General features: G+C 65.1%; 14 protein-coding genes, 2 tRNA genes and 3 rRNA genes. 5 read left to right on the forward strand and 14 right to left on the reverse strand.

Going from position 1 to position 22,858, the window contains the following annotated elements; all coding sequences use genetic code 11:
- Positions 1 to 73: 73 nt before the first annotated feature.
- The 7 genes from P0Y33_RS12265 to P0Y33_RS12295 all read right to left on the reverse strand — a co-directional run bounded on the left by P0Y33_RS12265 (position 74) and on the right by P0Y33_RS12295 (position 7,017).
- Positions 74 to 301 carry a hypothetical protein gene (locus P0Y33_RS12265; RefSeq protein WP_279527684.1) on the reverse strand — a complete coding sequence of 76 codons (228 nt, stop codon included), beginning with the start codon at positions 299 to 301 and terminating at the stop codon, positions 74 to 76.
- An 88-nt stretch (positions 302 to 389) separates the two neighbouring features.
- Positions 390 to 465: transfer RNA gene (locus P0Y33_RS12270), tRNA-Cys, on the reverse strand.
- A 423-nt stretch (positions 466 to 888) separates the two neighbouring features.
- Positions 889 to 1,009 (reverse strand): 5S ribosomal RNA (gene rrf, locus P0Y33_RS12275).
- 187 nt (positions 1,010 to 1,196) lie between these two features.
- A 23S ribosomal RNA gene (locus tag P0Y33_RS12280) occupies positions 1,197 to 4,115 on the reverse strand.
- 227 nt (positions 4,116 to 4,342) lie between these two features.
- A tRNA-Ala gene (locus P0Y33_RS12285) sits at positions 4,343 to 4,414 on the reverse strand.
- Positions 4,415 to 4,575: 161 nt separating this feature from the next.
- A 16S ribosomal RNA gene (locus P0Y33_RS12290) occupies positions 4,576 to 6,047 on the reverse strand.
- Together the 16S, 23S and 5S rRNA genes with 2 tRNA genes alongside form the textbook arrangement of a ribosomal RNA operon.
- A 655-nt stretch (positions 6,048 to 6,702) precedes the next feature.
- On the reverse strand, positions 6,703 to 7,017 hold the full coding sequence (locus P0Y33_RS12295) for a non-histone chromosomal MC1 family protein (RefSeq protein ID WP_279527685.1): 315 nt from the start codon (positions 7,015 to 7,017) through the stop codon (positions 6,703 to 6,705).
- A gap of 173 nt (positions 7,018 to 7,190) precedes the next feature.
- Here P0Y33_RS12295 and P0Y33_RS12300 point away from each other — a divergent pair, with 173 nt between their 5' ends.
- Positions 7,191 to 7,388: an AbrB/MazE/SpoVT family DNA-binding domain-containing protein gene (locus P0Y33_RS12300; RefSeq protein WP_123074594.1), complete on the forward strand. Its 198-nt coding sequence runs from the start codon at positions 7,191 to 7,193 to the stop codon at positions 7,386 to 7,388.
- Between the two features lie 2 nt (positions 7,389 to 7,390).
- Positions 7,391 to 8,440 (forward strand): quinone-dependent dihydroorotate dehydrogenase, encoded by a 1,050-nt coding sequence (locus P0Y33_RS12305; protein ID WP_279527686.1) that lies wholly within the window; start codon positions 7,391 to 7,393, stop codon positions 8,438 to 8,440.
- A gap of 86 nt (positions 8,441 to 8,526) precedes the next feature.
- On the opposite strand, the gene pheT is transcribed toward P0Y33_RS12305, so the two are convergent.
- The 7 genes from pheT to P0Y33_RS12340 all read right to left on the reverse strand — a co-directional run bounded on the left by pheT (position 8,527) and on the right by P0Y33_RS12340 (position 19,468).
- Positions 8,527 to 10,293 carry a phenylalanine--tRNA ligase subunit beta gene (pheT, locus tag P0Y33_RS12310; protein WP_279527687.1) on the reverse strand — a complete coding sequence of 589 codons (1,767 nt, stop codon included), beginning with the start codon at positions 10,291 to 10,293 and terminating at the stop codon, positions 8,527 to 8,529.
- Positions 10,293 to 11,801 (reverse strand): phenylalanine--tRNA ligase subunit alpha, encoded by a 1,509-nt coding sequence (pheS, locus tag P0Y33_RS12315; protein WP_279527688.1) that lies wholly within the window; start codon positions 11,799 to 11,801, stop codon positions 10,293 to 10,295. Before pheS ends, pheT begins: the two co-directional genes overlap by 1 nt.
- 249 nt (positions 11,802 to 12,050) lie before the next feature.
- A complete protein-coding gene (locus tag P0Y33_RS12320; RefSeq protein WP_279527689.1) occupies positions 12,051 to 13,607 on the reverse strand; it encodes a tryptophan--tRNA ligase in 1,557 nt (518 codons plus the stop codon).
- Positions 13,604 to 14,656 (reverse strand): tRNA-intron lyase, encoded by a 1,053-nt coding sequence (endA, locus tag P0Y33_RS12325; RefSeq protein ID WP_279527690.1) that lies wholly within the window; start codon positions 14,654 to 14,656, stop codon positions 13,604 to 13,606. The genes P0Y33_RS12320 and endA overlap by 4 nt, the downstream gene beginning before the upstream one ends.
- Before the next feature lie 32 nt (positions 14,657 to 14,688).
- Positions 14,689 to 15,483, reverse strand: a complete 795-nt coding sequence (locus tag P0Y33_RS12330; RefSeq protein WP_279530116.1) for an endonuclease NucS domain-containing protein — start codon at positions 15,481 to 15,483, stop codon at positions 14,689 to 14,691.
- A 176-nt stretch (positions 15,484 to 15,659) separates the two neighbouring features.
- Positions 15,660 to 18,014 carry a DEAD/DEAH box helicase gene (locus P0Y33_RS12335; protein WP_279527691.1) on the reverse strand — a complete coding sequence of 785 codons (2,355 nt, stop codon included), beginning with the start codon at positions 18,012 to 18,014 and terminating at the stop codon, positions 15,660 to 15,662.
- Between the two features lie 50 nt (positions 18,015 to 18,064).
- Positions 18,065 to 19,468: an MATE family efflux transporter gene (locus tag P0Y33_RS12340; RefSeq protein WP_279527692.1), complete on the reverse strand. Its 1,404-nt coding sequence runs from the start codon at positions 19,466 to 19,468 to the stop codon at positions 18,065 to 18,067.
- Between the two features lie 138 nt (positions 19,469 to 19,606).
- Here P0Y33_RS12340 and lipA point away from each other — a divergent pair, with 138 nt between their 5' ends.
- The 3 genes from lipA (at position 19,607) to P0Y33_RS12355 (ending at position 22,856) form a co-directional block, all read left to right on the forward strand.
- Complete coding sequence (lipA, locus tag P0Y33_RS12345; RefSeq protein ID WP_279527693.1) at positions 19,607 to 20,542, forward strand: lipoyl synthase; 936 nt, start codon at positions 19,607 to 19,609, stop codon at positions 20,540 to 20,542.
- A gap of 213 nt (positions 20,543 to 20,755) precedes the next feature.
- The gene (gene pdhA, locus P0Y33_RS12350) at positions 20,756 to 21,871 is read left to right on the forward strand and encodes a pyruvate dehydrogenase (acetyl-transferring) E1 component subunit alpha (protein ID WP_279527694.1); all 1,116 of its coding nucleotides are present in this window, start codon (positions 20,756 to 20,758) and stop codon (positions 21,869 to 21,871) included.
- 1 nt (position 21,872) lies between these two features.
- Positions 21,873 to 22,856, forward strand: a complete 984-nt coding sequence (locus P0Y33_RS12355; protein ID WP_279527695.1) for an alpha-ketoacid dehydrogenase subunit beta — start codon at positions 21,873 to 21,875, stop codon at positions 22,854 to 22,856.
- Positions 22,857 to 22,858 lie beyond the last annotated feature (2 nt).

A 22,858-nucleotide genomic window follows, 5' to 3' on the forward strand; every position in this document is an offset into this window, starting at 1 on the left:
ACGTGCATAGTCGTACCCGGGCCGGAGCGGACGTAACTCCACCGACAGTCCTTCGTTGGCCACGGACCGAAGTCTACGAGACGTCGGTGACGAGTTCGGTGTATCGCCCCCCTGGCGAGTCGAGTTCGTCGACGCGCTGGTCGACCGTCTCACCCTCGATCCCAGCGACGTTCGAGAGCGGGACGACGACTTCTTCGTCGGACACCGTCGCCCACGCGACGTTACCGAGGATACGGACCTCCTCACAGTCGATACGCTGTCGATCGTCGAGCGGTTCGTCGAGGAACAGTGTCGCACTCATGCCGAACGTGACTGACGACGGTCGCTCACTCGTAACTGGTGGCCGGCGAACCCGCGGCGACGACGCTCGTCGACGAGAAGTCGTGAAAAGCCAAGGGCCGGATTCGAACCGGCGATGGGCGGCTCTGCAGGCCGCTGCGTTAGGCCGGACTCTGCCACCTTGGCGCGATTACTCCTTGACGGTCGGGCGATTTAGGCGTTGCGGAACGCCTCCGTCCCGCCATCCTGCGGTTTCGGGGCACTTCCCCACGTATCGCGGAAGCGATCTCCCTCCGAGTAGGACGGACTCTGGAGTGGAGTCAGTCGAGCTGCCCGACGTCCACTTCCACCGATAGCAGAGTGGACAGCCCAGGGGGACTAGCTCTGAGAAGCGTTAGACAGGGGACAACGACGGTACACACTCGGAGTGTGTCCTCGACGGCGAGAAGCCACCGCCGTGACCTGACTTCGGTTAGCAATCGTTCTCGAAGTCTCTGTATCGGGGCGTGGGTGATTCCAAATGCGGAGTGACGGCGAGACTGTCGTCTCGGCGGTTGTACAAATGAAGAGAGCCCGACGCACGCGATGTGCGTCGGGCTCTATATGATTGGTCGGCGGCTAACCGGATTTCCCAGAGGCTCGCGCACTCCAGTACTGACCGGAACGTGGGTGGGCTTAACGTCCGTGTTCGGGATGGGTACGGGTGATCCCCACCGCTCTGGCCGCCGTAATGCCGACTCGCGGAATCGAACCGCGATCCTACCAATGTCGGTTACGGCCACTACTGTGGCTCGTACTCTCGCCCGTCGAACTACTCGACGACGAGTACCGTGTGTAAGTGCAATCCAGTTAACACCTGGACCCGAATCACCGACCTATACTGCACAGCATGTCTCTGTGATCCGGATGCGGATATGATTGTGTGGCTTGGCCTGTTAGTGCTCGCGGACTCAACGTCTCGTTGCCTTGACGCGTACATCCCGAGTCTATCTAACTCGTCTTCTACGAGTGGCCTCAGTGGTACTTCTTTTCCAGGTGGGTTTCGAGCTTAGATGCGTTCAGCTCTTACCCCGTGGTGCGTAGCTGCCCGGCACTCGCCTTCTCAGACGACCGGTACACCAGTGGCACCCGTTCGTAGTTCCTCTCGTACTATACGAACGTTCCCGTCAAGTACCTCAACACCCCCAATAGATAGCAGCCGACCTGTCTCACGACGGTCTAAACCCAGCTCACGACCTCCTTTAATAGGCGAACAACCTCACCCTTGTCCGCTTCTGCACGGACAGGATGGAGGGAACCGACATCGAGGTAGCAAGCCACGCGGTCGATATGTGCTCTTGCGCGTGACGACTCTGTTATCCCTAAGGTAGCTTTTCTGTCGCTTATGGCCCGCATCGGGCAGGCTCATAAGATCGCTAGACCACGCTTTCGCGTCAGCGTCCCTTGTTGTGCAGGACACTGTCAGCCTTCCTTGTGCTCTTGCGCTCTCTTCCGGGTCTCCGACCCGGATGAGGAAGACTTAGGGCGCGCTCGATATCTTTTCGAGCGCGTACCGCCCCAGTCAAACTGCCCGGCTACCGGTGTCCTCCTCCCGGAGTTAGGGTCACAGTCACTAACGGGTAGTATTTCACTCTTGACTCGGCGACGTGCTGGCGCACGCACCTGTGTAATGTCTCCTACCTATTCTGCACATTAGCGACCGTGTCCCAGCGACAGCCTGCAGTAAAGCTCTATAGGGTCTTCGCTTCCCCTTGGGGGTCTCCAGACTCCGCACTGGAACGTACAGTTCACCGGGCCCAACGTCGGGACAGTGATGCTCTCGTTGATCCATTCATGCAAGCCGCTACTGAAGCGGCAAGGTACTACGCTACCTTAAGAGGGTCATAGTTACCCCCGCCGTTAACAGGTCCTTCGCCCCATTGTACTGGGTGTTCAGATACCTGCACTGGGCAGGATTCAGTGACCGTACGAGTCCTTGCGGATTTGCGGTCACCTATGTTGTTATTAGACAGTCGGAGCATCCGAGTCACTGCGACCTGCCTCAAACGAGGCAGGCATCCCTTATCGCGAACTTACGGGACCAATTTGCCGAATTCCCTGACGTCGGTTGCTCCCGACAGGCCTTGGCTTTCACCGCCAGGATACCTGTGTCGGTTCTCGGTACGGTCGTCGTACTTGCCTTTTCACGGGCCCCTGGTACCACCGAGTTTCCCTATCCTGGGTTTCGTCCGCTTCTTGCCATTACGGCGTCCACGGACTTCTCCAGTTCGACTGGGCGATGGCCCAGCTCGGTGTTTCCAGAGGCGTCGGCGTTCATTGTACGACGGCACGGGAATATTAACCCGTTTCCCAATTGTCACATTCGAATTACGGTGTGACTTAGGACCGGCTAACCCTCGGCTGTTCAGCAGTGCCGAGGAACCCTTATCCTTGAGGCCGTCGGGGGTCTAACCCGACTCACGCTGCTACTATGACCAGGATTTTCGTCCCTACACGGTCCACACGAACTCTCGCCCGTGCTTCCGCCCGTGCAGAGTGCCAATCTACTCGATTACCCTGTGAGGGGTACGGTTAGGTATCGGTGACGAACTTGAGCCCCGATCATTTTGGGCGCTCCGAACCTCGGCCGGTAAGCTGTTACGCTTTTCTTAGCGGGTAGCTGCTTCTAAGCTCACCCCCCGGCTGTCTAGGGCTCGGAACCACCTTCGATCGCACTTAGCTCGTACTTTGGGACCTTAACCTAACGCTGGGTTGTCTCCCTTACGGTACACAGGCTTACCCCGCGCACCGGATTCCCCACGTCCACGGCGTCCGTAAGTTCGGAGTTCGACAGGAGGGACAACTCCTCTCGGAGTTGTACCCTCCAATCGGTCGCTCTACCTCACGGACTACCTCGGTGGAGGTCATGCTTCGACATGTTTCGATTGGAACCAGCTGTTGCCGAGTTCGATGGGCCTTTCACCCCTACACGCATGTCACGGGAGGGTATTGTAAGACACCAACCCTAACAGGCCTCCACGTGCCTTTCGGCACGCTTCACCTTGCACGCGCGTAGATCACTCGGTTTCGGGTCGTGTCCGTTCGACTCCCCGCCCTTGAAGACGGCGGCCCTCGCCCGTGAAGGCTGCGGCCATGTCGGTTTCCCTGTGCCTTCCTGGATACTCCAGTTAGACTTGCCGAACAGACACACTCCCTGGCTCGTTTTTCAAAACGTACGACGGAACATCGGCTCCCCGCTGTCCCTACTAGAGGCTTGCGCCTCGTTCGTTCACAGCGGGGCCTTTCATGCCCCGTCGCTCTATCGCCACCTGATTTCAGGCCCTATTTCACCCTCCGTTGGAGAGTGCTTTTCAGCGTTCGCTCACGCTACTTGTTCACTATCGGTCTCGAGGAGTACTTAGTCTTCGCCGTCGATGCCGGCGATATTCACGAGGAATATCCGATCCCCGCTACTCTGGAACCAGCGCACGGCGTACTTGTCTGGAGTACGGGGCTGTCACCCTGTCTCGCGCTCCGTTTCAGGAGACTTCTCCGCAGACGTTCCGCCGATGAGTGCTGGCCCGAACACCACATTGCCCAGAAGGCTTCGGTTTGGACTGTGCCGCTTTCACTCGCGATTACTCACGGCGTCCCATTCGGTTTCTCTTCCTGTCCGTACTGAGATGTTTCAATTCCGGACGTTCCCCATTGCGCGCAGCAATTGCGGTGGGGATTCCCATTCGGAGATCCTGAGTTCTTCGCCTCCGTGCGGCTCCCTCAGGCTTTTCGCAGCTTGGCACGTCCTTTGTCGGCTCTCGAGCCGAGCCATCCACCAGGTGGCACAGTAGCCACGCAGTCGGATCACTTCAACTTCAACTTCTTAATTATAGACTCGGTGATACGAGTCCAGTGAATGTCTGGATTGCACTTACACACGGTGTCATCGAACTGCCCCGGTGGTAAGGGGGCGTTCGTCGACCCTTCCCAGTCGCGCTTGCGCGGACTGGTGCATCAGTCGAACTCGACTCTTCCTTCCTGCGTCTCCCACTTAAGGGACACGCTTCGAGGGTGGAGTCGAATCGAATGGACCCACTGGGATTCGAACCCAGGGCATCCTCCTTGCAAAGGAGGCACTCTCCCACTGAGCTATGGGCCCACTACTCCCGCGAGGGAGTAGATTCGTTAGCCCTGGTAGTTCGTAAGTGCTCGGCCGGGTCACCGGCGCGGCGTCGAACACAACGACGATTCGAGTGTCGACCCGCCCAGGGGTCGACAGGGAATGTAGGTGGGCCACTCCAAAGGAGTGGTCCCGGTCAGTGGAGGTGATCCAGCCGCAGATTCCCCTACGGCTACCTTGTTACGACTTAAGCCCCCTTGCGGAGCCCAGATTCGACCGCGTTGCCGCGGCCTCATCCGGACCCCACTCGGGTGCTTTGACGGGCGGTGTGTGCAAGGAGCAGGGACGTATTCACCGCGCGCTTCTGACACGCGATTACTACCGAATCCAGCTTCATGAGGGCGAGTTTCAGCCCTCAATCCGAACTACGATCGAGTTTAGGAGATTAGCGTCCCCTTTCGGGGTTGCGTCCCACTGTCTCGACCATTGTAGCCCGCGTGTTGCCCAGAACATTCGGGGCATACTGACCTACCGTTGCCCGTTCCTTCCTCCGTGTTGGCCACGGCAGTCTGCTTAATGTACCCAGCCACGACAAGCGTGCTGCTGGCAATTAAGCATGCGGGTCTCGCTCGTTGCCTGACTTAACAGGACGCCTCACGGTACGAGCTGACGGCGGCCATGCACCTCCTCTCTGTAGCGTCGGGTAAGGTCGTCAACCTGACCGTCATTACTACAGTCGGTTCTGGTGAGATGTCCGGCGTTGAGTCCAATTAAACCGCAGGCTCCTCCGGTTGTAGTGCTCCCCCGCCAATTCCTTTAAGTTTCATCCTTGCGGACGTACTTCCCAGGCGGCCCGTTAATCGTCTTCACTACGGCACAGCACAGGCTCGTAGCCTGTGCCACACCTAACGGGCATCGTTTACGGCTAGGACTACCCGGGTATCTAATCCGGTTCGAGACCCTAGCTTTCGTCCCTCACCGTCGGATCCGTCTTCTCGAGGTGCTTTCGCCATCGGTAGTCCGTCCAGGATTACAGGATTTCACTCCTACCCCGGACGTACTCCTCGAGCCTTCCGGTCCCAAGCCGTGCAGTTTCCGCTGGTCGCCCGCGCGTTGAGCGCGCGGATTTCCCAACGGACTTGCACGGCCGGCTACGGACGCTTTAGACCCAATAAGATCGGCCATCACTTGGACTGCCGGTATTACCGCGGCGGCTGGCACCGGTCTTGCCCAGTCCTTATTCCAGCACCTCCTTACGGTGCTGAAAAGTGCAGGCACTATGCCTGCACACTTGGAGTTGCCTTATCGCACTGTCGTGCAGTGTAAAGGTTTCGCGCCTGCTGCGCCCCGTAGGGCCCGGTATCTTGTCTCAGATACCGTCTCCGGGCTCTTGCTCTCACAACCCGTACCGATTATGGGCACGGTGGGCCGTTACCCCACCGTCTACCTAATCGGCCGCAGCCACATCCTATGGCGCTGGCGCGTTTCCAGCTCTCTACCTTCCAGTGAGAGAGCCTTGTGGAGAATTAGCCTCAGTTTCCCGAGATTGTTCTCCTCCATAGGGTAGTTTGACCACGTGTTACTGAGCTATCTGCCACGAGTCTGAACTCGTGCGACTGCATGGCTAAATCCAACTCCAATAGCAATGGCCTCTGGCAGGATCAACCAGAATGTGCTGGGGCGAGGCCCCAGCGATAGGCGGGCGTCATCCCGTGAGGGATGACGTATAAATGATGTATTGGTGAATGGTCGTTAGTGTTCGGCGACGCGGACGGGGAGCCGACCGAGTGTCACCGAACTACCAGGGCTAACATCAGATTCCATCGTGTACGGCGGACCGCAGGGGTGGAATCCTCATGTCCTTCGGACTTGGACGTCGGTTCCGGTTGGGTAAGAACCCTTCGGAACGTCGTTCGTCGAGTCCGACGTGCGCATTTCTTTCGAGGTGTGAGATTCACTTAAGGGTGTCGTCTCGGCCTCGGTGAGAGGCGAGTCGACGGTCGGGCGTGGTGCCCGACGCCTCGAAAGCATGCATCAGCGGCGCCGGGGTGTGCCCGGGCCACCTCACGTTCTTCGCATTAGTCCGAATGGCCGGGTTACACTTAACACCGTCGAACCGGAGGCTGTTCGGGTCGGCGCCGCACGGTGGTTCCTCTCACGCGGAGAAGTGTATCGCACGGGTGGAGGCCGACCAGTCATTCCGCGCTCGGACGTTCGGTCCGGCCGGGTGTCGCCCGCGCACGCGGGTGTAGGCACGACGTCCCAATAACTCTCACGGGACGACACACTGTCGGGCGAGATTCGATAAGGGGTGGTGCAGAAGGGACTCAGACGTCTTCGACGTGCTCGATTCCCTTCTTCGAAACGTTCGCTTCGGTGATTCGGTTGGGCATCCAGTCGGGGGAGTCGTCCGGCGACTCCTCCTCCCACGCCCACGCGTCGTAGATGTGGACCTTGTCGGATCCCTTCTCACGGAGCCGAATCTCCTGGTGTGGCGCCTGTTGTTCGGTCTCTCCCTTGTCTTCGAGTCGGCGGGCGGCTTTCAGTGCAGCCTGCCGTGGGGTGTTCCCACTGAAGACACTGGTCTCGTTTCCATCGACGTCTCGGAGTGCGAAATTCCGTTTCCCGTCCTCACGTGCCATTGTGGTTGCTCCATGCGAATGAAACACAGACGGTGTTATAAATATACCGGCAAAATCACCCGGAGGGAGCGACATCGACGACGATTTTCCGCGGCTCGGCGCCGTTCGTGACGCGAGCGGTCGGAAGAGCTTAAGTATATCCTGTGGCGAAGGGACACGTAAGATAGAACGCGATGGTCCGCAAGAAGAAGCTCAGCCCGAGTGGCGCGAAAGGCGAGGACGGCGAGTACCACAACGCCCACGTCAACCTCCACGAGGACGAGCTCGCCGTCGCCGGTCTCGAAATCGGCGACGAAGTGTTCGTCCGCGTCCGCGAGGACAAGATCATCATCCAGAAGGCAGACCCCGACGAGGTCGAGCACGACTTCTAACCGTGTACCGAGCGGTCCGACCACTGCTTTTCCAACTGCCGGCCGAAACCGCCCATCGAACAGTACACACGCTCCTCCGGGCCGTCCAGGCGACACCCGCGCGGTACGCGCTCCGTGAACGATACGTCGTCGACGACCCACGCCTACGCGTGCACGCGTTCGACTGTTCGTTCCCGAACCCCGTCGGCGTCGCCGCCGGGTTCGACAAGAACGCCGAGATTCCGCGGGCACTCGCCGACCTCGGCTTCGGCCACGTCGAGATCGGCGGCGTCACCGCCGAGGGCCAGTCGGGGAATCCCCGCCCGCGGATGTTCCGCCTCCCGGAGGACGAGGCCATCGTCAACCGCATGGGGTTCAACAACGAGGGCGCCGACGTCGTCGGCCGACGACTCGACAGCCAGCCGAAACCGGACGTGCCGCTCGGCGTGAACATCGGGAAGTCGAAGTCGACGCCCCTCGAAGAAGCGCCGAGCGACTACCGCTACACGTACGAGCGCGTCGCGGACGCGGGCGACTACTTCGTCGTCAACGTCTCCAGTCCGAACACGCCCGGACTGCGCGAACTCCAGCACGGCGACGCGCTCCGGAACATCCTCTCGGAACTCGTCGACGCGGGCGCCGACCCGCTCCTGGTGAAACTCTCGCCGGACCTCCACCGCGAGGCCGTCGCCGACGCCGTCGACCTCGCCGACGAACTGGGGTTGTCGGGAATCATCGCGACGAACACGACGACCGAGCGCCCGGACTCCCTCCAGCACCCGAACCGCGTCGAGGACGGCGGACTCTCCGGGAAGCCACTCGAAGGACGCGCCACCGACCAGGTCCGCTTCGTCGCCCAGCGCACCGACCTCCCCGTAGTGGGTGTCGGTGGCGTCTTCACCGCCGAGGACGCCTACGAGAAGATTCGGGCGGGCGCCTCGGTCGTCCAACTCTACACCGGTCTCGTCTACGAGGGACCGTCCATCGCCCGCGACATCAACGAGGGCCTACTCGACCTACTCGACCGCGACGGCTTCGACACCGTCGAGGACGCGGTCGGCGCGGACCTCTAGGACGGCCGCGAACGGTCTCTCCTCGCACAATTTCTCGAAGGCGTACCGCGGGACACGAGATGCGAAACGGAGAGAAGGTAGTTCCCTCACTCCAGCGCGTCCAGTCGGAACTCGAACGCGGAGACGGGGACTTCGAGGTCGTGGTCGACGAGAATCTCCGGGTGGATCTCGCCGACGACGCCCACTTCCTCGCCGTCCATCTCGATGGCGGCCACGCGGCCGTCGATGAACGCGGGGTGGTCGGTCGGTGGCGTCTCCAGGTCGACGTCGAAGTTGCGCGCGACGGCCTGGAGGCGGGCCTTCGCGTCCTCGTAGGAGGCGTCGTGGCGGGCGACGACGCCCGCGACCGTCCGGCGCTCGGCGACACCCGTGTTCTCGGAGTCGTCGACGGCCGTCGCGAGACCGATTTCGGCGAGGTCCTGCGGGTAGGACCGGTGAGTGTTGTTCTCTAGGACCATCATCAGCGAGGGGAGCGCCCACGTACGGACGAGTTCGTACTCCTCGCTGTAGGGTTCGCGGATAGTCGGGGCTTCGGCGCCGCCGAGGACGTCGCTCCCCTCCTCGACGCGCATCCGCTCGTAGTTGTCCTCGTGACTGATGAGGTGGAAGTTGAGCAGGTCCTCGAAGCCGAGCCCCACCAACACGTTGCGGGCGGCCCGCTCCAGTTCAGACTCGTCGGTCCGACCCCCGACGGTGCTCACCTCGGGGTAGCGCGGGACGAGTTCGTTGAAGCCGTACGCGCGGCCCACGTCGTCGACGAGGTCGACCGGGTGGAGCACGTCGACGCGGTAGGGTGGGACGTCGACGGCGTACTGGAGGGAGTCGTCGGTGGGTTCGACCTCGGCGTCGAGACCTGCGCGCTCGAAGAGGTCCTCGACCGTGTCGGGGTCGAGGTCGATTCCCAGCATGGTCTCGATGCGGTCGTGGGGGACGCGCTTCGTGTCCACGTCGAAGTCGGGGCGGAGGAGCGTCCGGTCCGAGTACTCCACCTCGACTTCCTCGACCTGCCCGCCGCGGGCGTCGAGGGCGTAGCAGATGATGTTGCACATCCGGTCGACGGTCCACTGGTCGGTCCCCGTCAACTCGATGAAGAGGTCGCGGGAGTCCTCGGAGACCTCCGTCCGGCGGCCGTTGATGACCGGCGGGAACGAGAAGAGACCGATGTCGTCGTAGATGGCGGGGAAGCGCTCGTACTCCTCGACCAGGTCGGCGTACTTCTCCCCGGTCGGGTGCTCCTCCAGAACCTCGGCGGGGGTGAGTTCCTGGTCGGAGTCGAGCGGAACGAACGTGTCGCCCTCGGGGTCGACGCCGCGGTAGGTGATGGAGTTCCGCGGCCCGCGCTCGCTCTCCTCGAAGGCCTGACTCGCGGTTTCACCGCTCGGTTCGTCGCTACTCTGTATCGACTGCCCCTTCAGCATCGTCAGGTCGTGGATACCGATGGCGCCCTTCGCGCGCTGGCGGCCCATCGTCGCGTGGAGTTTCTCCTGCAGTTGGATGATAGAGTCGAGGGCGTCCTCGGAGAGGTCGAGGCCGCGCACGACGGCGCCGGTCACGTAGGGGCGCTCGTCGGGGACGGACTCGTCGACCTCGATGGTCCACTCGGGGTCGTTCGTGTCGGGGACGTAGACGCCGCGGTCGTCGCCGTACTGGTACCGAAGCGAGCGAGCGACACCCTCGACGGAGAGGCGGTCGAGGCGGTCGGGGGCGAACTCCAGTTGGAACTCGCCGTCCTCGGTGTCGCCCTCGTACTCCAGACCGAGCGCGAAGAGGTCGTCTTTCAGTTCGTCGTCCTCTTTCTCGTGGTGACCGGTGAGCCGACGGAGTTCGTCGGGGTCGACTTCGACGACGGGCATTATCGCACCACCTCCGTCTCGCGGAGGAGTTCGAGGTCACACAGCGTTCCGTGCACGTCGCGGATGTCTTCGAAGCCGTACATGAGCATGAGTAGTCGTTCGAGAGCGAGTCCCCAGGCCATCACGTCGCACTCCACGCCGAGCGGTTCGAGCACCTCGGGACGGAAGATACCCGAGTTGCCGATCTCGATGAGTTCGCCCGTCTCGGGGTGGCGGCCGAACAACTCGAAGGAGGGCTCGGTGTAGGGGTTGTAGTGCGGTTTGAACTGGATGTCGGTGATGCCGAACTGGCTGTAGAACTCGGTGAACGTCCCCATGAGGTCGCGCACCGAGAGGTCCTCGGCCATCACCCACCCTTCGATCTGGAAGAACTCCAGCAGGTGGGTGGCGTCGATGGTGTCGTTACGGTACACCTTCTCGACGCTGAAGTAGCGCTCGGGCGGTTCGAGGTCGCCGACCTCGTGGCCCGAGAGGTAGCGCATCGACAGCGAGGTGGTGTGGCCGCGCAGGTCGATAGCGCGGGCGACGTCCTCCTCCCACGGCGAGTGGTAGCCGTCGCCGTCGGGGCCGACGCCGTGCTTGTGGGCGTCGCGGACCCGGTCGACGAGGTCGTCGGGGAGGTCCCGAATCTCCTCGGGTTTCTCCAGGGCGAACTGGTCCCAGTGGGTGCGCGCCGGGTGGTCCTGGGGCATGAACAGCGCGTCGTTGATCCAGAACTCGGCGTCGGCGTGGGGACCCTCCATCTCCGAGAAGCCCATCCCGACGAGGACGTCCTTCACGCGCTCGGCGGTCTGCCGGAGGATGTGGGTCTTACCGCCCGAAATCTCCTCGGCGTCGGCCTCGACGTTGTACTCGGCGAACTCGGCGTCTCGCCACTCGCCGGTCGCGAGCATCTCGGGGGTGAGTTGACCGGTCTCGCCGGCCGCCTCGATACCCGACATGAGCGCGGTGACGCCCTCGTCGGTGAGCGTGACCGAGCGGACCGTCCGCTCGTGGCGCTCGACGAGGTCGCGTCGCTCCAGTTGGTCGAGGACGTCCTCGTCGGCCACCGCCTCGCCGGCGGCGAGGGAGGCGAGCGCGACCGCTTCCTCGTCCTCGCCGGGGTCGGCGTCCGGGTCGGCGGTGATTTCGCCGCCGCCGATGTCGCCGTACCCCTTCCGGGCGTAGTTCGAGAGCGCGATGTCGACCTCTGGGCCTTCGAGTCCCGACGCGCCGACGACCTGCCCCATCTGGGCGGGTTCCTCGTCGGCACCCTGGTCGAGTGCGGTCTCGTAGAGGCGCACCTCGGGGAGACCCTCCTCGGCGTACTCCGCGCCTTCGTCGGTCAGTTCGACCTCGACGGACGTCTCCTCGGAGACGTCGACCAGCCCCTGTTCCTCCAACTCGAAGGCGGCGCCGGTCACCGTCTCGGGTTTCTCGCCCGTCTCGGCGGCCAATTCCTCGATCGTCGTCGGCTCGTCGGCGCTCAGTTCCTCGAGCACCGCGAGCTGGTTCCGTGGCAGTCGCATTCCTTGTCCTGTCGTGGGGTCCGGTAGTCGGAAAGCTATTGCGAAGCGCCCGAACGAGCGGTTTCGGGTAGGGTCGGCTCCCGCGTCACCCACCGTCCGCCGCCCGATTCAGGCGAAGAAGAACGCGAACCCCGTACTCGAAGCGGGTTCGTGGACGATCCGACCACACGTTCGGGGTTCGCTCCGCATGTGCGGAACCTCGACACAGGTGAGGAAAAACGTTTCCGTCCCGGCTCTCGGGAAGCCGACTCAGCGACGCGGCGACTCCAGTTCGATGTCGGCTTCCTCGAGCAACTCTTCGACCTCCTCGCGTTTCTCCTGGTGTTCCGCGAGGAACTCCTTCATCAGGGTCGCCGCCTGCTCCTTGCAGTCACCACAGAGACGTTCGCCGCCGACGCACTCGTCGTAGACGCGTTCGGCGAACTCGTCGTCGTCGCCCGCGAGGAGGTAGGCGTACAGTTCGTACACCGGGCACTCGTCGGGCCGCCCGCCCTTCTCGCGTTGTTCCTCGGCGCTCTGCCGACCGCCGGTGGTCGCGGCCTTCACCTTGTCGTAGCCGTCCTCGGGATCGTCGAGCAGCGAGATGTGACTCGCCGGGATGGACGAGGACATCTTCCCGCCCGTGAGACCGGTCATGAAGCGGTGGTAGATGGAAGACGGCGGGAGGAAGCCGTAGCCGCCGTGGTCGACCTCCACCTGGCGGGCGAGTTCCTCCGCCTCCTCGTGGTCGAGTTCGAAGGAGTCGATGTGCTCTTCGAAGACGCGCTTCTCGCCCTCGACGGCGTCGATGAGTGCCTCGAAGGCTTCCTCGGTGGCGTTGCGGTCGAGGAAACGCACGCGCGGGCGGAGCGGTTCCTTGCCCGCGGCGGCGAGTTTCTTCTCCGCCGACTCGCGGACACCCGCGGGGTCGGGGACGTCCTTGGCGTCCTGGGCCGCGAGCCACTCGGCGGCGTCCTCACACCGGACCGGTTCGTCCGTCTCGGGGTCGGAGAGCGCCTCGTAGGCGGCGGCGACGAGTTCGCGCTCCTCGTCGGCGGTCTCGAAGGAGGCGTACGCCTCGGTCACACCGAAGTAGCGTGTCCGAGAGGCGAGGTCGCGCGCGAAGCGGACGTGCGGGTCCTGGTCGGGACCGACGGGGATGACCGTCGGCTTCGGTTCGTCGAGTTGCGGGTAGAGGATGTCCGCCATCTGCGTGACGACCGACTGCATGTGCGAGACGTCCGTCTCGCCGCCGAAGCCGTAGATGGCCTCCAACTCGGAGAAGTTCGCCTCGATACCGAGTTCGAAGCCGAGGTCCTGCACCTCGCGGTTGGTCGACTGGCGGTAGAGCGTCCCCTCCTCGGGGTCGAAGCCGAGCGCGAGCAACGAGAGCAGGTAGTCGCGGGCGTGCTCGTCGATCTCCTCCCACGAGAGTCCGCGGGCGCTGTGGGCTTCGAGGTCGGCGATGAGTCCGTAGGCGTCGCCGCCCTGCTGTTGGTGCCAGATGATCTCGTCGAAGACGAGTTTGTGGCCGATGTGGGGGTCGCCCGTCGGCATGAACCCGGAGAGGACGGCGAACGGTTCGTCCTCGTGCATCGCCTCCAGCACGCGGCGGTAGTCGCGGTGGCCGAAGATGATGGCCCGCCGCATCAGGTAGTGGGGGTTCGGGACCTCCTCCAGGAGGTCGTCGAACTCCTCGATGCCGAACTCCTCGAACAGTTTGCGGTAGTCGGAGACCTTCGCCGACCCCCACGGGTCGAGGGCGACTTCGTCTGCACCTTCCGCTCCGTCCATCTCCGTCTCGGTCGTGTCAGTGTCGTCGGTCATGGTGTGAGTCGGCTCGCGTACACCCAATCGAGTGTGTCGGTCTGGTCGGTCGTCGGTTCGAACGCGAAGACCATCTTCTTGCGGACGCCGCCAGCGAGGCGGACGTCGAGCGCCAGGTCGCGCGGGTCGAACGTGTAGCCGCCGGGGAGCGCCCGGACGAGCGCCTCGGAGTGCCCGAGGTCCTCGACGGACTCGACGTCGGCGTACACCCGGAAGTCGGCCCCGAACTTGAAGCCCGTCTTCGGAACGGACCCCGCGTCGCGGAGGTCGCGGTAGACGCGGAGGCGGCGGTCGAAGCGTTCCCCCTCGACCGCACGCCCCCGTTCGACGATGGCCTCGAACGCGTCGTCGGACGCGTGCCCGAGCGTGAGCGCGCCCGTCGCCGCGAGGTAGGCCCCCTCGACGAGCGAGAGGTGAATCGCGTCGTAGTCGGCCGCACGGCCGGTGAGCGGCTGGCCGTAGAACCCGAGTCGGTGGAGGTCGCCCGCCGACCCCCACACGACGAGTCGGTCGTCAAGGAGGGTCGCGTCGACGGTCGTCTCGGGCGTGTACTCCGTCTCGCCGGTCGGGTCGTAGTGGCCCGTCTCGAAGTACGTGAGGTCGCCCTCCTCGTCGACGACGGCGAGGACGACGTCGCCAAGTTGCGAGACGCCGACCGCCCCTCGCTCGCCGAGGACGCGCACGCGGTACTCCGGTTCGGCGGCGTCGGTCGGTCCCTTGCCGCGCGGGTAGACGACGAAGTCGGTGTCGTCCCGCGGTTCGTCGACCCACCCCTCGCGGTCGGGCGAGAGGTAGAACCCGCGGTCGCGGAGGTCGGCGTAGACGAGGAACTTCGTCCCGAACTCCGTCTCGGCCTCGGTCGTGAACTCGCGAAAGTCCATCCCGTCGACGGTGTCGAGGTCCCCCCGGAAGAGGAGGTGGCCCGCCTCGACCCACGAGAGGGCGATCTCGTTGCCGCCGACCGGCCGACCGTATCCCCGCGAGTCGTAGAACCGCTGGCGGGCGTCCTCCCCGACGCGGATTTCGCCGTCACGGAGTTGGCCGTCCATACCTCTCCCTCGGGCGGGGCGCCTAAAAGTGCCTACGGTCGACCATCGGGAGACGCCGCCGACCCGCCGGTCGTCTCGCCCTCTCCACCCGCCCGCTCGCACGACGGGTCGAGACACCGCCGCGACCCGCTCGGCGTCTCGAACACCGGGAGCCCACACGCGCACGTGTCCACGACGCGCCCGTTCGGCACCACGAACGAGCGACTGCACGCCTCGCACCCGGCACGCAGCCCTCGGTAGCGATAGATATTCATCCCCTCGCCGCACTCTGGACAGGGCCACTCGCCGCCGAATCGGGCCGCGACGGCCTCGTCGAGCGACTCGCACGACCGGTCGAGACACACCGCGAAGCCGTCGCCGCGCTCGACCCGAAACAGGGGGAGTCCGCAGTCGTCGCACGTCTCGTCCAGGACTGTCGCGTCTCTCGGGACGGAGAAGGAGCGTCGACAGGAGACGCAGACGACGTCGCCCTTCGCCCGGACGAGCGCCCCGCCGCAGGTCGGACACTCCCCGACCGGGTCGCCCGCGGGCGAGACAGGGTAGTGGCCGTCGCCGTGTTCGACGTGGCTCTCGACGCGGATGGACTGGTCACCCTTCCCCGCGACGAGGCGGAAGCCCCGCCCGTCGGTCGACCCGTCGCGGGCGAACCGGACGACGTCCGCACGGGTCAACCACGCCGCTGGCTGGTAGCCGTCGGCGTCGTGGACCAGTACGGTCCCGTCGGGTTTGACGAGCGTCACGACTTCGCCGCGCTGTTCGCGGGTCTCGTCGCCGTCCTCGTAAGTGATGGTGCAATCGCCGGCCAGCACGCGGGTCGCGTCCTGCATCCCGACGAGTTGGGGCCGGCTTCGTACTTGAACGTCCACACCCGAATCTACTTCGACCGGTGTGCCGAGGTGACGGTACGAACGCCGCGACGAACCGCGCGCTCGGCGCCGCCGCGGCGCTCTTCTGGAACGTCGAGCGACTCGTCGAGTCGGAACTGGACGAGGAGTGAGCGGAACTACTCGACCCGGACGGTCCGCGAGTCCGAGAACGGCAGGAGTGGCGCGTCGGGGAAGGTCACCTGGACGGTGAACGTCATCTCGTCGGCGTTCGCGCCGAAGACGCCGACCGGGAGCGTGAGCGCGTCGGTGAGGTAGGTCGACTTCTCGGTCATCTCGGCGGTCTTCTCGCCGGCGTCGACGACGACGCGGGCGGCCACGTGCTCGCCGCCGCCCGCGTTGCGGACGACGACCTCACACATCTCGTTCTCGCCGACGCTCACGGCGTCGGGGAAGTCACCCCAGTCCACGGAGAGGTCGGGACAGTCGTGTGCCTGCGAGACGACGCTCTCCGCGACCCCACCCGAGAGTCCCGCGTCGACGAGTCCCTCGACACCGACCTCGCGGACGTCGTCCGGGGAGGTGATTCCCTCCTGTGCGAGTTTGTGGCCGCGGCCGGAGCCGACGCCGTCGAGGGCGGTGAGACCCACGGCGTCCTTCGGGACGCTCGTCTCGGCGCGGGCGGCGAGTCGTTCGGCCAGGTTCGCGCCGCCGGGCCGGTCGAAGCGGTCCATGCACTCCGAGAGCGCCGCGAAGAGGCGGAGCGCGTTCTGCCGGATGACCCACGCGTCCGAGCGGAGTTCCGGCGGGACGGACTCGTCCATGCTCCCGCGGAGGATGGCGAGCACCTTTCGGGGACCGGGTTCGAGCGCGTCCCCCTCGTGCTGGAGGACCTCCCGAATCGCGTCGCCCTCCGATTGCCGGGCGTTCACGCTGTCGAACTCGGCGGCGGTGGCGACGGCGCGCATCAGGTCGGCGGCGTCGAGGTCGTCCTCCTCGTCGGCGAGGTCGGCGAACGCCTCGGCCGTGTCGAGACGGAGGTAGTAGGACGAGGCGAGGACGCCCAGCGTCGTCGGCGAGAGACCGAGGTCGTCGCCCGCCTCGACGAACCCGCGGTCGACGAGTCCGTGGAGCGTGTCGCGGACGCGCTGTTCGATGCCGTCGGCATCGTACGTCTCTGGCGCGCTCTGCGCGCGGTGGTAGTAGAAGGTCGTCTCCAGCCACCCCGAGACGTCCGTCAGGTCGCGGATCGTCCCGAGCGCGACCTCGGCGTTGAGGTGCTCTTCGAGGTGCTCGGCGAGTCGCGACTCGATCTCCTTGCCCTCGCGGAGGAGCGTCCGGTACTTGTCGGCCTCCGCGGCGTCGCAGACGACCCAGCCGTAGCCGACGTCGTCGTAGCCCGGGCGGCCCGCCCGCCCGAGCATCTGGAGGACGTCGAGCGGACTCATGTCCACCTCGCCTTCGAGGGGGTCGTGGTACTTCGTGTCGCGAATGACGACACAGCGCGCGGGGAGGTTGACCCCCCACGCGAGCGTCGAGGTGGAGAAGAGGAGTTCGATCTTGCCCTCCTTGAACCACCGTTCGACGGCGTCCTTGTCGTTCTTCGAGAGGCCGGCGTGGTGGAACGCGACGCCGTCGAGGACGGACTTCCGAAGCGTCTGGTTGTCGAGGTCCTCGGCCTCCTGGTGGAAGTCGTAGTCGCCACGGGCGCCCATCGGGATGTCGCGCTCGGTGAGTTCGTCGCGGGCCTTCTCGGCGGCGCGGACGGTGTCCTGTCGGGAGGCGACGAAGACGAGCGCCTGCCCGTCTTCCCGGAGGTGGGGTTCGGCCTTGTCGAGGGCCGTGTACAGTCGTCGGTACTTGTCGGCGAAGGAGTTGTCCCCGTGCGAGTACGTCTGGACGTCGGCGTGCAGGTCGACCGGCCGGTACTCGTCGTCGAACGCGAACGTCGTCTCGGGCGGGGCGTCGAGCCACGCGGCCACGTCGTCGATGTTCGGCATGGTCGCCGAGAGCGCGACGACGCGCGGGTCACAGAGCCGTCGCATCCGGGAGACGACGACTTCGAGGACCGCGCCCCGCTTCTCGGAGTCGAGGAGGTGGACCTCGTCGACGACGACGAGGTCGACGTCCGTGACGAACGAGTAGCGCGGGGAGTCGTGTTTCCGGGTCGCCGAGTCGACTTTCTCGGGCGTCATCACGAGGACGTCCGCGCGGGCGGCGCGTCGAGGGTTCAGGTCCCGCTCGCCGGTGACGACGTAGACGGAGTACCCCAGGTCCTCGAAGCGTTCCCACTCGGACTCCTTCTCGTTGGTGAGCGCCCGGAGCGGCGCGACGAACAGCGCGGTGCCGCCCTCGGAGAGAGTCTTGCAGATCGCGAGTTCCGCGAGTGCGGTCTTCCCGCTCCCCGTCGGTGCGCTCGCGACGACGTTCTCGTCGGCGTCGAGGACGGCGGGGAGCGCCTCGCGTTGCATTCGGTTGAACTCCTCGAACGGGAACGCGTCCGCGAACTCCGGGACCGCCTCGGCGACCTCCATCGGTGTGTGAAACGCCACTCGGGAGGAAAGGTCTACCGGAACTCGGAGACTCAGCCCGCGGCGTCGTCGGCCGCCCGGTCGAGCATCCCGCCGCGCGTCGCGTACCAGAAGTAGCCACAGAGACCCAGCGCGGCGACGACGTTCGAGATGGTGACGCCCCAGAAGACGGCGAAGACACCGTAGCTGAGGACGAGTGCGCCGACGGCCGCGATCGGGAGCCGAACCAGCCAGTACTGGAGCATCGTCGACACCATGGAGACGCGCGTTCGGCCCGCGCCGTTGAACCCGGCCTCGATGGTGTAGATGACGCCGAGCGCCCAGTACCCGACCGCGAGGATCTGGAGGTAGGCGGTGCTGAGTTCGAGTCCGCGCGGCGTGATCTCGGGGACGAAGAGGAGCGCGATGGTCGCGGGGAAGAACCACTGGACGGCGCCGACGAGACCCAGTCCGACCGCTGCGATTCCGACGGCGAGCCAGGCCGCGGTCTGTGCGCGCTCGGGCTTTCGTGCCCCGAGGTTCTGTCCGACGACGCTCGTCGCCGCCTGGCCGAGTCCCTGGGCGGGGACGAACGCGACGGTCGCGATGCGGGCACCGACCGTGTAGGCGGCGAGACCGGCCGCCCCGCTGACGAACGAGACGATGGCGATGACGAGGAGCCGCGCCACCTGCCGGGCCGTGTTCTGTCCCGCGGAGGGACCGCCGACGCCTACGAGTTCCCGGACGTCACCCCGGTCGAACGAGACGTCGGCCCTGGAGAGTGAGAACGTGTAGTTGCCGCGGAACGCCATCGTGGCGGCGAGGAGGAGACCCGTGGTGAACCCGAGGGCGGAGGCGAGCGCCGCCCCGAAGATGCCGAGTCCGACGCCGAGCAGGTCCGACCCGAAGACCGTATCGAGGATGAGGAACGGGTCGAGGACCGCGTTGACGACGACCGCGGTGACGTTGACGTAGAGGGCCGCGCGGGAGTCGCCGCTGCCGACGAACCCGCCTTCGAGGGCGTCGCTCACGCCGCTCGGTATCGAACCGGCGACGTACACCGTGAGGTAGGTGACCGCGAGCGGGACGACCGCTTCCGACGCACCGAGCAACCCGACGACGTCGGATGCGAAGAGGAAGACGAGGACGAACGCGACGACCTGCAACACGAATCCGACGACGGCGGCGTTGACCGCGACGCGTCTCGCTGCCCCGGAGTCGTCGGCACCGACCCGCTGGGAGACGAGCACCTGCGACCCGACCGTAGAGATGTGGGAGGGCACCATCGCCAACCCGACCAACGGGAGGACCAGGCCGACGGCGGCGACCGCGTTCTCGCCCAGTCGACCGACCCAGAAGACGTCGACGACTTGCTGGATCACGACGACGAAGTACTGGGCGACGAGTGGCGTCGAGAGGAGGACGAGCGCGCGTGGGAGGGACCCCTCGGTTATTTCTTCACGAGAAACATCAAACATAGTGCATCGTCTCGGTAGTAACTAACATCTCGCTTTCCCTCTTGAAGGTGTGGGTTCCGAGATGGGAGCGTGCGAAATGAAGTCCGAACGGTCGGACCAATCCCTACGCTTTTGTCCCGTCGGCGGAATCCATAGGGTATGAGCAGCCGGCGCAAGCCCGACTGGCTGAAGATGCGGCCGCCCTCGGGCGAGCGATTCACCGAGATCAAGTCTACCCTCCGCGAGCACGACCTCCACACGGTGTGCGAGGAGGCGTCCTGTCCGAACCTGGGCGAGTGCTGGAGCGGCCGGGACGGCCCGGGGACGGCGACGTTCATGCTGATGGGCGAGCGCTGTTCGCGCGGGTGTAACTTCTGTGACGTCGCGACCGGCGGGATGGACCCCCTCGACCCCGACGAACCCGCGAACGTCGCGGACGCCGTCGCCGAAATCGGTCTCGACTACGTGGTCCTCACGAGCGTCGACCGCGACGACCTCGACGACCAGGGCGCGGGCCACTTCGCCGAGACCATCCGCGAGATCAAACGCCGCGACCCCTCCGTCCTCGTCGAGTGTCTCGTCCCGGACTTCCAGGGCGACCCCGACCTCGTCCGGGAGATAATCGACGCCGGCCCCGACGTGTTCGCCCACAACGTCGAGACGGTCGAGCGCCGGCAGTTCCCCGTCCGCGACCGCCGGGCGGGCTACGAACAGTCGCTCTCGGTCCTCCAGCAGGTCGACCGGGAGTCGGACATCTACACGAAGACGTCGCTCATGCTCGGCGTCGGCGAGCGCGACCACGAGGTGTACCAGACGCTCTCGGACCTTCGCGAGGCCGGCGTCGACGTCGTGACGCTCGGACAGTACCTCCAGCCCTCGCGCTCGCACCTCGACGTCGCCGACTACGTCCACCCCCACAAGTTCGACACCTGGCGGGCGGTGGCCGAGGAGGAACTCGGCTTCCTCTACTGCGCGTCCGGACCGATGGTCCGCTCCTCCTACCGGGCGGGCGAACTCTTCGTCGACGCCGTGCTCCGCGACGGGAAGACCATCGAAGAGGCCCGCACGGAGGCCCGCAGTCGGGCCGGCGACTGACTGCACGTTCGTCCACACCGCCGCCGATTCACCTCGCGTTAGTTCCGATTTTCAACGATACCGCAACTTTTCGACGACTTCGGCGGAGAACGAACCGTCTCTCTGTACTTCCGTCCAACATATCGGTCGTTCGCTGACCTTCCCGGAAGACCGTGACGAAAACTCTTTGGTGGACGGCAAAAACTGTCTAGGTATGCAAGGACGGGGATACCCGTGACGTCGATTCTCCACCGCGACCACGACGACCAGTACCGCGTCCTCGACGAGGACGGGACCGTCGTCGACGGCGCGACGGCACCCGACCTCGACGAGGAGACGTTCCTCGAGATGTACCGCCACCTGAAACTGGCTCGCCACTTCGACGAACGGGCGGTCAGCCTCCAGCGGCAGGGGCGGATCGGGACGTACCCACCGCTCTCCGGCCAGGAGGGAGCACAGGTCGGGTCGGCGATGGCGCTCGCCGACGACGACTGGCTGTTCCCGAGTTACCGCGAGCACGCCGCGGCACTCGTGAAGGGCGTCCCGCTGAAGCAGACGCTCCTCCTCTGGATGGGCCACGAGGAGGGGAACCTGATTCCCGAGGACGCCAACGTGTTCACCACCGCCGTCCCCATCGCCTCGCAACTCCCCCACGCCGTCGGTGCCGCGTGGGCGTCGAAGTTGCAGGGTGAGACGGACGAGGCGTTCTGCTGTTACTTCGGCGACGGCGCTACCTCGGAGGGAGACTTCCACGAGGCGCTCAACTTCGCGGGCGTCTTCGACACCCCCTCCATCTTCTTCTGCAACAACAACCAGTGGGCGATTTCGGTCCCGCGCGAGCGCCAGACGGCGAGCGCCACCCTCGCACAGAAGGCGACGGCCTACGGCTTCGAGGGCGTCCAGATCGACGGGATGGACCCGCTGGCAGTCTACAACGCGACGGCGGCGGCCCGCGAGAAGGCCCTCGACCCCAGCGAAGACGAGTTGCGGCCGACCCTCGTCGAGGCCGTCCAGTACCGCTTCGGCGCCCACACCACCGCCGACGACCCCACGAAGTACCGCGACGAGGAGGAGGTCGCGAAGTGGCGGGCGAAAGACCCCATCCCGCGACTGGAGAAGTACCTCCGGAGCGAGGGCATCCTCGACGACGAACGCGTCGCGGCCGTCGAATCGGACGTCGAGGAGCGCGTCGCCGACGCCATCGAGACGGCCGAGTCCGTCCCCCGCCCCGACCCCGCGGAGATGTTCGCGAACGTCTACGCGAACATGCCGGAACGACTGGGGGAACAGTTAACGTGGTTCGAACGCATCCGGGAGACGTACGGCGACGACGCGCTGCTGCAACACTAACATGAGTGAGACACAGAACCTAACGCTGGTACAGGCGGTACGGGACGGCCTCCACGACGCGATGGCCGAAGACGAGGACGTGATCGTCCTCGGTGAGGACGTCGGCCGGAACGGCGGCGTCTTCCGCGCGACGGAGGGACTCTACGAGGAGTTCGGCGACGACCGGGTCATCGACACGCCGCTGGCTGAGTCCGGTATCGTCGGTACCTCCATCGGGATGGCGGCCTACGGGATGAAACCGGTCCCGGAGATCCAGTTCTCCGGCTTCATGTACCCGGCGTTCGACCAGATCGTGAGCCACGCCGCGCGCCTCCGGACCCGGAGTCGCGGCCGGTACACGGCGCCAATCACGCTGCGCGCCCCCTACGGCGGCGGCATCCGCGCCCCCGAACACCACTCCGAGTCGAAGGAGACCTTCTACGTCCACGAACCCGGACTGAAGGTGGTCGTCCCGAGCACCCCACACGACACGAAGGGGTTGCTCCTCTCGGCGATTCGCGAACCCGACCCCGTCATCTTCCTCGAACCGAAGAAGATCTACCGCGCCTTCCGCGAGGAGGTGCCCGACGAGAGCTACGAGATTCCGCTCGGCGAGGCGGCCGTCCGCCGCGAGGGGTCCGACATCTCGGTGTTCTGCTGGGGCGCGATGACCCGCCCGACGCTCGAAGCAGCGGAGAACCTCGCACCCGACGTCGACGTCGAAGTCGTCGACCTCCGCACGCTCTCGCCGCTCGACTGGGACACCGTTATCGAGTCGTTCGAGAAGACCGGTCGCTCGGCGGTCGTCCACGAGGCCCCGAAGACCGCGGGTCTCGGCGCCGAAATCGCGGCCACCCTCCAGGAGGAGGCGCTCCTCTACCAGGAGGCGCCGGTGAAGCGCATCGCCGGCTTCGACGTGCCGATGCCCCTCTACGCGCTGGAAGACTACTACCTCCCCGAGGCGGCCCGAATCGAAGACGGTATCGAGGAGGCGCTGGCGTTCTAACC

This window comes from Halospeciosus flavus, assembly GCF_029814175.1.
Taxonomy (GTDB): Archaea; Halobacteriota; Halobacteria; order Halobacteriales; family Halobacteriaceae; genus Halospeciosus; species Halospeciosus flavus.

Coding starts and splice junctions, on each gene's coding strand:
- P0Y33_RS12340 (WP_279527692.1), bottom strand. CDS start 19,468: ATGTTTGATGTTTCTCGTGAAGAAATAACCGAGGGGTCCCTCCCACGC.
- P0Y33_RS12330 (WP_279530116.1), bottom strand. CDS start 15,483: ATGCAGGACGCGACCCGCGTGCTGGCCGGCGATTGCACCATCACTTAC.
- pheT (WP_279527687.1), bottom strand. CDS start 10,293: ATGCCCGTCGTCGAAGTCGACCCCGACGAACTCCGTCGGCTCACCGGT.
- lipA (WP_279527693.1), top strand. CDS start 19,607: ATGAGCAGCCGGCGCAAGCCCGACTGGCTGAAGATGCGGCCGCCCTCG.
- P0Y33_RS12265 (WP_279527684.1), bottom strand. CDS start 301: ATGAGTGCGACACTGTTCCTCGACGAACCGCTCGACGATCGACAGCGT.
- P0Y33_RS12335 (WP_279527691.1), bottom strand. CDS start 18,014: ATGGAGGTCGCCGAGGCGGTCCCGGAGTTCGCGGACGCGTTCCCGTTC.
- P0Y33_RS12300 (WP_123074594.1), top strand. CDS start 7,191: ATGGTCCGCAAGAAGAAGCTCAGCCCGAGTGGCGCGAAAGGCGAGGAC.
- pheS (WP_279527688.1), bottom strand. CDS start 11,801: ATGCGACTGCCACGGAACCAGCTCGCGGTGCTCGAGGAACTGAGCGCC.
- P0Y33_RS12355 (WP_279527695.1), top strand. CDS start 21,873: ATGAGTGAGACACAGAACCTAACGCTGGTACAGGCGGTACGGGACGGC.
- endA (WP_279527690.1), bottom strand. CDS start 14,656: ATGGACGGCCAACTCCGTGACGGCGAAATCCGCGTCGGGGAGGACGCC.
- P0Y33_RS12295 (WP_279527685.1), bottom strand. CDS start 7,017: ATGGCACGTGAGGACGGGAAACGGAATTTCGCACTCCGAGACGTCGAT.
- P0Y33_RS12320 (WP_279527689.1), bottom strand. CDS start 13,607: ATGACCGACGACACTGACACGACCGAGACGGAGATGGACGGAGCGGAA.